Annotated in this window: 12 protein-coding genes; 6 read left to right on the top strand and 6 right to left on the bottom strand. The window is 72.3% G+C overall.

Going from position 1 to position 10,277, the window contains the following annotated elements; genetic code table 11:
* The 3 genes from ABT247_RS13415 to ABT247_RS13405 form a co-directional block, all read left to right on the top strand.
* Positions 1-396, top strand: a 396-nt coding sequence (locus ABT247_RS13415; RefSeq protein ID WP_350742144.1) for an Imm51 family immunity protein, incomplete at its 5' end; no start/stop codon positions are given.
* 763 nt (positions 397-1,159) lie between these two features.
* Positions 1,160-1,375, top strand: a complete 216-nt coding sequence (locus ABT247_RS13410; protein ID WP_350742142.1) for a hypothetical protein — start codon at positions 1,160-1,162, stop codon at positions 1,373-1,375.
* Between the two features lie 93 nt (positions 1,376-1,468).
* Positions 1,469-1,657 carry a hypothetical protein gene (locus ABT247_RS13405; RefSeq protein WP_350742140.1) on the top strand — a complete coding sequence of 63 codons (189 nt, stop codon included), beginning with the start codon at positions 1,469-1,471 and terminating at the stop codon, positions 1,655-1,657.
* A 373-nt stretch (positions 1,658-2,030) separates the two neighbouring features.
* On the opposite strand, the gene ABT247_RS13400 is transcribed toward ABT247_RS13405, so the two are convergent.
* The 4 genes from ABT247_RS13400 to ABT247_RS13385 all read right to left on the bottom strand — a co-directional run bounded on the left by ABT247_RS13400 (position 2,031) and on the right by ABT247_RS13385 (position 6,147).
* Complete coding sequence (locus ABT247_RS13400; protein WP_350742138.1) at positions 2,031-2,975, bottom strand: phenylalanine 4-monooxygenase; 945 nt, start codon at positions 2,973-2,975, stop codon at positions 2,031-2,033.
* 202 nt (positions 2,976-3,177) lie between these two features.
* A complete protein-coding gene (locus ABT247_RS13395) occupies positions 3,178-4,065 on the bottom strand; it encodes a DUF8686 domain-containing protein (protein WP_350742136.1) in 888 nt (295 codons plus the stop codon).
* Between the two features lie 139 nt (positions 4,066-4,204).
* Complete coding sequence (locus tag ABT247_RS13390) at positions 4,205-5,794, bottom strand: alpha/beta fold hydrolase (protein WP_350742134.1); 1,590 nt, start codon at positions 5,792-5,794, stop codon at positions 4,205-4,207.
* A complete protein-coding gene (locus ABT247_RS13385) occupies positions 5,791-6,147 on the bottom strand; it encodes an alpha/beta hydrolase (protein ID WP_350742132.1) in 357 nt (118 codons plus the stop codon). The genes ABT247_RS13390 and ABT247_RS13385 overlap by 4 nt, the downstream gene beginning before the upstream one ends.
* Positions 6,148-6,860: 713 nt before the next feature.
* On the opposite strand from ABT247_RS13385, the gene ABT247_RS13380 reads away from it, so the two are divergent.
* Positions 6,861-7,127: a hypothetical protein gene (locus ABT247_RS13380; protein ID WP_350742130.1), complete on the top strand. Its 267-nt coding sequence runs from the start codon at positions 6,861-6,863 to the stop codon at positions 7,125-7,127.
* Between the two features lie 388 nt (positions 7,128-7,515).
* Here ABT247_RS13380 and ABT247_RS13375 read toward each other — a convergent pair whose 3' ends face one another.
* Together ABT247_RS13375 and ABT247_RS13370 are read right to left on the bottom strand one after the other, a co-directional pair.
* Positions 7,516-7,929 (bottom strand): hypothetical protein, encoded by a 414-nt coding sequence (locus tag ABT247_RS13375; RefSeq protein WP_350742128.1) that lies wholly within the window; start codon positions 7,927-7,929, stop codon positions 7,516-7,518.
* A 329-nt stretch (positions 7,930-8,258) separates the two neighbouring features.
* Positions 8,259-8,759, bottom strand: coding sequence for a MarR family winged helix-turn-helix transcriptional regulator (locus ABT247_RS13370; protein WP_350742126.1), 501 nt, complete (start codon positions 8,757-8,759; stop codon positions 8,259-8,261).
* 144 nt (positions 8,760-8,903) lie between these two features.
* Here ABT247_RS13370 and ABT247_RS13365 point away from each other — a divergent pair, with 144 nt between their 5' ends.
* Positions 8,904-9,749: an SDR family oxidoreductase gene (locus ABT247_RS13365; RefSeq protein WP_350742124.1), complete on the top strand. Its 846-nt coding sequence runs from the start codon at positions 8,904-8,906 to the stop codon at positions 9,747-9,749.
* Between the two features lie 12 nt (positions 9,750-9,761).
* Positions 9,762-10,166, top strand: coding sequence for a MarR family winged helix-turn-helix transcriptional regulator (locus ABT247_RS13360; RefSeq protein ID WP_350742122.1), 405 nt, complete (start codon positions 9,762-9,764; stop codon positions 10,164-10,166).
* Positions 10,167-10,277 lie beyond the last annotated feature (111 nt).

Below are 10,277 nucleotides of genomic sequence, written 5' to 3'. Positions count from 1 at the left end.
ACCAACACGACGGTCCGAGCATGCCTACCGAGCGACGGCCACACACCTCACCTGCGAAAACGTGACCCTGCCTTCGGTTTGGGAATCGCTTCTCATGCCTTCGACGGCAAGCACTCGCTGACGATGGATGTCGGCGGCCTGGGTGCTGACGTGGCAGTAGCCGGCGCAGGGCACGAGCCGAACGGGTACTTCTGGGAAGGCTTCGTGCGGTTCGCCTGGCCGGACATCGCCGAGCCGCTCGCCTTCGACAGCGAGGCCGACATGTTCTGCGCTGTCGGAACTCCAAGTGACCTCGCGCACCTCAGGACGGCCCTCGAGTCGGTCATCACGAGCCCCGACGCGGTGCGCGACATCATCACCCGGGCGCAGACCTCGGGCTTCGAGTTCGACGACTAGCAGCTCCACCGGACAGAAATGCCAGTCCGCTCAGGCTGCTGCGGTGAGCGGGCGCCCGCCTCAGCGGAGGTGGACGTACAGGGCCCCACCTCCGGACGGGGACCGTTGAAGCCGGTTCGGGTCGCAGTTCGTGAAAACGCCGACGTGCGGCACCTGGGCGGTCACAAGAAAGCTGCTGGGCTGACGGGTCTCTCCGGCAACATGCTGAGGGCGGCTTTTCCGCCGGGCGAAGGAGGAGCGTCCATGGAAGTGCCGGAGTTCACCGTACTGGTGACCGATCCCGGGACCGGAGGACAGAGAGCTCTGCAGGCAGTCGCAGCTGTGACCGGACTGAGCCTGTGGCGGAGCAAGCTTTTACTGGGCAGCACTCCTGCGGCGGTTCTGGAGAAGGCCCCGCTCAACACGGCCGCCGTCGCGGCCCGTCGGCTGCGGGAGGCCGGCGTGCATGCAGCCGTTCGCTGTACCTGGTGCGACAGAACGTTGCCCGCCGACGAGACACTGCTCGACCCAAGCCCCTGTGTGTCCCGTTACTGGCCGGTGGCCCATTGCCAGGCGAACTCCCTGACCAGCTGTGATTGCGAGTTCTGCAGAACCTATGGGCCGACTGGCCTCACCCTCTGACACCACGTCGAAGCACCGCTCGGCCCGCAGCGAAAGGACTCCGCTGCCCAGGCGAACGGCGATGCCGTGCTGATGGAGCGCGCCGGCTGCCGCCGGATCAAATCCTTCGCTCCCGGCCGAAGTGGCTGGCTACGCTCGCGCCATGGAGCTGGACCAAATATTGGACCCGCTGCGCCGGGTGCTGGTGGAGCGGGGGACCACCGGTTGTCCGGAGTCGGTTGCCGCGGCGGTGGGGGCTGCCCAGGCGGCATTGGCTGGTGGAGTGGACACCCTGAGCTTGTGGGAACTCGGCGTGCTGTCCGACGGGGATGTTCTGGAGGCGCGCCGGTTGCTGGCCGAGCTGGAGCAGGAACTCTGACCGGCACTGCGGCTGCCCACCACCCCCGAGGCCCGCGATCGGGCGCTGGCCCGGTACTGCCTGCGGGACCTGCTGGACGGCCGCCTCGATCCGTTGCTGGCAGCCGAGCGGATCGGCTTCGAGCTGTGCCCCGCCGATGACCCCGACTCGCCGCTGTGGCCGGTCCGCGGATGGCTGCATCACGCGGAGGACCAACAGGAGCACTGCGGTGGGGTGACGAAGGAGCTGGTGGCCGAACTGTACGATCTGGCCGCCCAGTTGCTAGCCGGTCCGCTGTCCTGATGGCCGGGTTCCGACAGTGCTTCCCACCCCGGCATCAAGAGATCGAGGTCACCTGCCACAGGACATCGGGCGTGGCGTCCTCGATGGCGGCGAGCAGGCGGGCGTGAACGGCGCCGGCGGCCTCGCGGGTGGCCCGGGTCCGGGGCCTCCAGTTTGCGGGGTGATCAGCGCGGCGGCCGCGGCGAGGACCGGCACGGAGAGGGTGCGGTGCGCAGCAGCAAACTGGGCGGTCGCGGCCTTCCCGGCGTCGAGGCCGGTGAAGCGCGGCCGGCATTCCGTTCCGGTGGTGGTGCGTCGCCGCGCACTCAGCGCGACTGGCGTAGACATCGGCAGCTCCTCTGCCGGCCGCCGCGGGCGCTCGCGGCGGCCAGGTCTACGCGGCCGGGCCCTGAACCGCCGCCGGTGCGCCCGCAGCGGCCGGAAGCCTGGGGATCACACCGCGCTGCGCCTTCGGCGGCAGCCCCAGCCGCAGGCCGGCCTCCTCGTCGAAGTCGTCCAGGAAGGCGTGCAGCACCTCGGCGAGGTGGTCGAGCGAGCGCGTCGCGAACAGGGTCGGCTGGTAGCCCGCGACCTCGAAGGGCTGCCGCAGGACCTGGCCGAGGTCCCAAGGGCGGACCTCGGCCAGGTGCAGGCGGCCCATCTCGCCGTAGGAGGACAGCAGCGCCGCCCCGTACGCCTGAACCTGCCGCCGCTGCACGAGCACGCCGTACTCCAGGCTGAACCAGTACACCCGGCTGATCAGGTCCAGCGCGTCTTCGGTGTCCACCCGCTGGGCGGCGGCGCCGAAGAGGCGGTACAGGTCGGCGAACCATGGCGAGGTCAGGTGGGTGCCGTGGCCGAAGACGTCGTGGATGATGTCCGGCTCCGGGGTGTAGAGCGGCAGTGCGGGATGCCGCACGAACTGCACGGCGTGGAAGTAGCCCAGCGCCATCGACCCGAGGAACCGCTTGTTCGGCACGAAACCGCCGGCGACCGCGAAGTCGAACCCGGTCAGCGCCCGCAGCCGGTCGCCGACCTCCGCGTGCTGGGGCACGTGGTCCGCCGGGATCGGCGCCTCCTCGCGCGCCTGCTCGACCTCGGCGCACACCCGGCCGCGGTGCGCGGCCACCAACGCCTGGTGAACGGAGCGCCACGTCTCGTGCTCCTGGTCGGTGTACCTGACGCGGCGGGCGGGATCACCGACTTCCCGTCCGTCGGCCAGAGCAGCGATGGCGGCGCGGCGGCGCCGGTACACGGGGTCGCTCAGGCTCGGATGGTGATCGGCGCGCCCGAGGTGACCGTCGGGGCTCAGGGGTGTCCGACTCTCGAGACCGGTCATGTGCCCATGGTCGGACGGCGATCGACCGGCGACAACCGGGCCACCGTGACACCGGACGTCGAGGAGGGCAAGAGCGGCGCGACCGACCTCGGCCGGCTCGGTCGGGGTTATGTGACAGCTGGTTCTGACGGAGCCGCAGGGCGCCGGTTGCACCGAGTGGTCGACAGCGCTCCATGCTGTCGCGGCTGCGGAACGGAGGAGCTCAGGGGCCGCCCGGATCCGCCTGGGCTGCCTCGGCGCGTTTTCGGCGCTCGACGCGGGTGCCGGCGATCACGGCGGCGGTCAGGCTGGTCGCGATGATCGCCTCGGCCCAGAAGAACGCGACGTAGTCGATCAGGGAGCCGATCGGCGGTCCGCCCGGCGCGGCGTTCCGCATGCCGATCAGCGCGAAGAGGGTCGCCGCCATCCAGCCGAGGGCGGGCCACACCATGCCCGGACCGCCGCGGTACAGCACTTCGGCGCCGGCCATGACGGCCAGCGCGAGCGCCCACATCGCGGCGATCATGAACCACGCCAGGATCAGCGTGCTGCGGGCCCGGGTGGCCCTCGCGTTCAGGACCACGGTCCCGGACGCCGGGCCGTCGGCGGTGGGGTGGACGGCGAAGAACGGATCCGCGTCGGCGAAGACGATCCCGACGGGTACGGCGCCGGTGCTGTCCGAGGCCGAGAAGGAGACGGTGAACCGGTAGCGGTCGAAGGGGTAGTCGGTCTCGGTGCCGCCGTAGAGGCCGGCCTGGACGAGCTGGGGTGCCGCCACCTGGCCGGGCTCGGTCCGCAGGACCGTCCTGGCGCCCGCACCGATGGTGATCTCCACCTGCCGGGTGAAGGCGGGCGGGCCGGGGCCCTGGGCGAGGCCGCCGTGCGGAACGGCCACGACGAACAGCGTCAGCTCCGCCGCCCCGGGGTCGAAGTCCTGGGAGGCGACGTTCAGTTCGACCCAGGCGGGGGCGTTCGGCACTACCAGTGCGCGGTGCTGCTGCCGGGTGTCGCGCTCGTCGAGGTATAGCGCGATGCCCGCCCCGCAGGCGAGGGCCAGCAGGACGACGGCGACGGCGAAGCGGCGGCCGCGCAGCCGGGCGAGGGCGCTCACGACGAACCCGCGCCGGTTACGGCCGGCTGCCGGCTGATGCTGCGGATTCCTCCGTCGCCGTAGGGGATCTGATCGACGGCCACCCGGCGACTCTCCTTCCGAAGGTGCCCCGGCTCGACGCTGCCACGCCCGGTTGGTGCTACGACGCGATCTCGAACGCGGGCGGCTTGAGGCCTGCGAGGCATCCCGTGTCCGGAGCCGTCGGCGCGTCGAAGAACGACCGCGTGATCGACTGCGCGCACGGCGAGGCGGCGAAGACCACGTGGGCGACGTAGGGGATCGTCACCTCGGTGGACCGGCTCAGTGTGCGGGCGGCGTACGGCCCGTTGCCCGGTGCGGTCTGGGCGTCGAACCCGCCGGACAGCACGAGGGTCGGGATGTCGCTGTAGGTGACGTCCCGAACCGACTCCGGGGCCGCGGGAACGTCCCAGGCCCGGCAGTCCTCGTGGAGGAAGGCGAGCAGCGGGGCGTTGGCGACCACCGACCGGGGGAAGGACGGGAAGGCGCGGTGCCCGGCCCGGATCACCTCGGCCTCGCTCTCGTACGGCGTCCACTCACTGCAGAAGACGCCGTAGGCGAGTCCGTGGGAGAGCCTCCCGACGGCCTGCGGGCTGAGCTTGCCGCCTGCCCACTGCTCGGCGATCCGCTTCGGGTTGCCGTGGTCCAGCTCGTCGATGGAGCGGGGCACACCGGCCGCCAGGTGGGTGGCGGAGACCAGCCAGTTCACCAGGGCCCCGCCGTCCAGGACCACGTCGACCGGTTGCGGGTGGCCCGGGACGGTGACCGTGGTGCTGACCGGTTCGTCCTCGAGTTCGCTGACCAGGCGAACGAAGGTGTCCTCGAGGTCCGGGTAGCGGTCGTCGCAGGCGGGCTGCTCGGCGCAGGCCTCGAACAGGCCGTCGAAGCCCTCGCGTGCGGCCTTCCAGCCCACGGCCCCGCCCGCCAGGGACGGCGGGAGCACGCCGTCGATCCCGACCGACCGGATGCCCTCCGGGTGCAGGCGCATGTAGAGGAGGGCCAGGTCGGTGCCGTACGAGATGCCGAACACGTTCCACTGTTCGATGCCCAGCGCCATCCGCAGGTCCGCGTAGTCGGCGGCGCTCTCGATGCTGTTGTACGCGCTGAGGTCGGCCCCGCGGCTTTCCAGTTCGTCGTGGCAGGCCCGGGTCGCCCGGACGTGCAGGCGCCCGGTGGACGGCGCGTCGTAGCGGAGGTCGAGGGCGCGCGCGTTGAACTCGTCGATGTTCGGGCAGGTGAGCGCGGGTTCGGCCGAGTAGGTCCCGCGCTGGCTCATGAAGATCACGTCCCGGTCGCGGTTCAGTTCGCCGTTGAGCGCCAGCTGGATCTCGGAGACGGCGTCGTCGCCGGGGCCGCCGGCGAACCACACGATCGGGTCGTGGGCCTTTTGGTGGGCCGCCGGGACGATCGCGACCCCGAGGGTGATCTTCCGCCCGTCAGGATCGTCCCGGTCCTCGGGCACGGTGAGCCTGCCGCAGCGGGCTCCCTTGAGCCCGGGGGCCGGATCCGCGGTCCTCGGGCAGGGGCCCGGCTCGTAACGGGCGTGACCCACCGTCCGGGCGACGGTGCCGAGGAGTACCTCGCTGCCGCCGTCGGCCCGGGCGGGCGCGGCGGCGAGGCCGGTGACGAGGATGCCGGCGGTGGCCCCGGCCAGTGCGGCCAGGAGCCGTCGCGCGGTGCACCGGTGACGGGGTGGACGGATGGACGTCATGCGGACTCCGGGTCAGGGGTGAGGGTGAACGGTGCGGGGGCGAGGCCCGCCACGCAGGTGGTGTCGGGCGCGGCCGGGTTCGCCAGGAAGGAGGCCAGGACGCTCTGGGCGCAGGGCGATTGCGGGACCACCCAGTGGCCGATCCCGGGCACCCGCACCGTGGTCGCGCGGGACAGCGTCCGGGCCGCGTACGGCCCCCAGCCCGCCCCGGACTTCGCGTCGAAGGTGCCGGAGAGGACCAGCGCCGGCACGTCGCTGACGGTGGCCACCCGCTGGACGGCGGTGCGGTCCGGAACGTCCCGGACACGGCACACGCCGTACTCGAAGGGCAGCTGCGGCGCCTGTGCCAGCACCCGGTGCGGCCACCCGGGGAAGGCCCCGGGACCCCCTCCGTGAACACCACCGGGTCGTCGGCCGTGCCGAGGACCCGGCCGGGATGACCGCCACGGCCAGCCGGATGGTCCGCCCGCCGTGGCCGGTGCGACGCTCGGACACCTCCAACGTCCCGCAGCGCCCGGGAACCGGCTCGGGCGTCCGCGGGCACGGGCCGGGCACGAACCGCGCCGTCCCCCCTGGCAGGGGTGCACGCAGGGGCGCGTGCACGGGTGGGGAGAGCGCACTGCTCGGCGCCGGGCCGACCGCTCCCAGGAGGGCCAGCCCGGCTGCGGCGAGCCCCGCTCCTCTCCGGGCGCGCCGTGAGCGCCGCCGGACCCGCCGGTCCTGCGCCGGTCTTCGTTCGGATCTGCCGCTCCCGCAGACGGACGGCGGGTAGCCCGGAGCTGTGCACTGCCGCGTCATGTGCCCTCGTCTCGCTCACGTCCCCGGCGGGGCAGGGCGCCGGGTGACCGCGCGCTGCTGCGCGGTTCGCACAGGGACTTCGTGGACCAGCCTGGGTCCGCGGGGAGACGGCGACCACTCCGGAGCTCCACTCGGAGCAGCGGCCGCACCGGGCTCCGGCGCCGCCACGGCCGGCTGATCGCCGCCCTGACGACGGCGGTGGCGCCTGTGCCTCGGCTGCCCACCGCGGAACTGAGCGCGGTCATCGACACAGAGCGCGGTCATCGGCGTGGCGAGCGCCCGTGACGAGGTCGCCGGGCCATGGGGCGCCGCCCCGGCGAAAACCGTTGCCCTGGCGCGGCGGCCGAGGTCCTGGACGCTGCGGTCGACGTCGGCCATCACCGCCGGGCTGCTGGCACCGAACGAAGCGGGGGAGGCGTCCGATCCGAGCGTGGTGGCCGAGCAGTGCCTGGGAGCCGTCCCGCACTTCGCGCTCGCGGTGGCCCTGGCATCCGCACCGAGCCGCGAACGCGAAGCGGCCACAGACGGGCCGTGAGGAGCGCAGCCTGGACAGGAATCGTAAGGGCCGCGCGCCACGCCCCGCGATCACGCGCGCCGTTGCTTCCAGGATCCATTCTTACGACTGGCCACGATCCACAACCTATCCCGGGCCTCCGGGCCGGCATCCGCCGGCCGCCTGGCCGTGCACGGCGTTGTCCTAGTCTCCGTGCCACGATCGAACTCCTGGAGCGGACTGCCGAGGCATGGCCGCTGAAGGGCGGACGCCGAAGTCCGGCGGTGGCAGCGTGCCCTCGGGAGGAGGCGCTGGAGAGCGCGGGTGCTGACGGGAGCCAGGGGTGCTCAGGGCCGATGGGGCCGCCCCCGCGTCGGCAGCGTCCTTCGCCGCATTTGCCGGCCTCCGCCGCCGCCGCCTGGCCGGTAGGTCACGGCGAGCCGGGCGACGAGCGCGACGGCGGCGGCGCGGACTTCGAGGTCACCGCGGTCTGCGGGTAGGGGCAGCCCGGCGGGAGCGCGTTCTCGCCCTTCGCCACCCAGTAGGTGTCCGGTGTGGTCGGGCACGGCAGCGGAGTCGGCCGGGTCATCGCACAGCCCGCGGCGGCCTCCCGGCCGAGGCTGCGGTACTCCCACCAGTCGGTCGGGCACCGGACGGTCGAGCCCGCCGAGCCCGCCGGGGCCGTCGAGCCTGTCGGGGCCGGCTCGTGCCAGGTGCGCGTGCACCCGCTGGTCGGGTAGTCGGAGTTGTCGCAGCTGTACTCGCCGGGCGGCGAGCACCGGGCGAACACCGCAAGCCCGCCGACCAGCAGCACGATCGAGGCCAGTCCCGTCCAGGCCTCCACCGGGCCCAATCGTCGGCCGAAACCTCCCGCGCCCATCCCGCCCCCGTTCCCCGAACTCCACGCTCCCCGGGAGGAGATACCCGCCGCGCCCCCGCCGTACGCCGCCCCTCGCGGTCACCGGCGAGCGGCCGCGGAAGCGTTGTTCCTCCAGCGCCGGGTGGTGGTAGTTGAGCCCGAGGATCGTTACTCCGCGGCCGCGGCGGATCGTGACGTGGTGGGTCCGCAGCAGCTTGTCGTAGAGCTCGGGGGAGGGGGCTCCGGGTCGAGGCCGTCCTGCGCGGTCGCGGCCGCGGACAGTGAGTCCTGGCTGCCCTCCGCGCTGCCTCGGTTCAAGGGCGCTTGGCGTCATCGGCGGCCGGGCTGCGGTCCCGCAGCCTGGCGAGCGAGTCGACGTACTTGAGCATGAGGCGGGCGAATGCGAGGCGGTCCTCCTCGGCCCAGTCGGCGGTGATGTAGTCGAAGGCCTCGCGTTGATGGCGCCTGAGGCGGCTCATCAGCTCGGCGCCCTCCGGGCTGAGCCTCAGGACGGTGCGGCGGCCGTCCTGCTGGGAGGCGGCCCGGATCAGGTAGCCGGCCTTGATGCTGTCGCTGACCATCCGACTGGCCACCGACGGGTCCACCCCCAGCAGTTCGGCCACCGCACCCACGGTGATCTCGGCCTCGGAGTCGCGCGTGTGCTCCTGAACGATGTTCAGGACCAGGGTCCGGCTCAGGTCCTTGGCCGAGATGGGGTTCGCGACCTCCAGCAACGAGGTGCGGCGCAGCTTCGAGAACGCCGGGCCCACAGCGTTCAGCAGGTCCTCGGCCGTCTGCGGCTCGTTCGTCGTCATGTCGCCCCAGTGTAGGTCCATGACTCCAAGGGGACATGTGTTGACATGAAAATACATGCATGCAAGCATGCATATGCGCTTGATGGTGCAATCGCTTATGGAGATGCGCAAGCCTCACTCACCCATCACCCACAGGGGAACGTCATGACCACCCTCATCACCGGTGCCCGCGGCAAGATCGGCCGGGCTGTCACCGACCGCCTGCACGCCGCCGGCCTGCCGGTCCGTGCCGCCAGCGCCCACCCGGTCGAGCTGACCGCCCCCGTGGGCGTCGAGGTCGCCGAGCTGGTGCTCAACCGGCCCGACACCTTCCCGGCCGCGCTCAACGGCGTGCGCCAGGTCTTCCTCTACCCCGAGCCCGAGGGCATCAACGCCTTCGTCGAGACCGCTCGCACCGCCGGCGTCGAGCACATCGTCCTGCTCTCCTCCGCGTCGGTCCTGAGTGCCGACGCCGAGACCGACCCGCTGGCCTCGCACAGCCTCCGGGTCGAGCGCACCCTCACCGCCGCCGGCCTGCCCTGCGTCACCCTCCTGCGCCCGGACGCCTTCGCGAGCAACGCACTGGGCTGGGCCCACCGGATCGGCAGGAACCTACCGGTCGAACTCGCCTACCCGGACGCCCACATCGCGCCCATCCACCCGGACGACATCGCCGACATCGCAGCCAAGGCGCTGACCGGGACCTCCCTCAGGGGCCGCGCCGTCACGCTGACCGGAGCGCAGTCGCTCACCTTCCGCGAGCAACTCGCCATCCTGTCCGACGTCCTCGGCCGCCACATCCCCGTCGAGACGATCAGCCGTGTGGAGGCCGAGCGGCAGATGGGACGGTTCATGCCGGCTCCGATGGCCGGCTCCCTGCTCACCCTGTGGGCCGCAGCGACCGCCGGTCCCGCCGCCATCGCCGACACCACCGAGACCCTGCTCGGACAACGCGCCCGTAGCTTCCGGCAGTGGGCGTCCGAGAACTCCACCGCCTTCCGCACGCACTGAAGGACCATCACCATGAAGCCCATCGGCTACTGGCTCAACCGCACCGACCGAGCCCTCACCCAGTACATGAACAACCTGCTCACCGAGTTCGGCCTCACCCGCACCGCCTGGCAGGTCCTCAACGTCGTCCGCGACGTCCCCGGCGCCGGCGACACCGACGTCCTCTCGGCCCTCGCCGCCAACGCCGACGCCCCCACGCTGACCGCCGCCATCGACACCGCCCTCGCGGACGGATGGGCGACCCGCCCGGCGCCCGACCGGCTCGCCCTCACCCCGGACGGCCGACGGCGCCTCGCCGCAGTCGAGGAGCGCGTCGGCGCCTTCCGCGAGTTGTCCACCGCCGGGGTCACCATCGAGGAGTACCGCACGGCGGTCAGCGTGCTCGAACGGATGACCGCCAACCTCGAAGTCCACTGATCGGAAAGCTCGCAGCCAGCAACGCCGGAACCGGTCCCGGGTACGCCCGCCGGTGCCGTACTGCCTGCGCCGCTGCCCTCCCCTTCCCGAGGCCGGCGGGTACTGCCCCTC

Origin of the sequence: Kitasatospora sp. NPDC001539, assembly GCF_040298565.1 — a bacterium.
Lineage (GTDB): Bacteria > Actinomycetota > Actinomycetes > Streptomycetales > Streptomycetaceae > Kitasatospora.
Note: the sequence above shows the minus strand (reverse complement) of the source record. Positions and strands in the feature narration are given on the sequence as shown.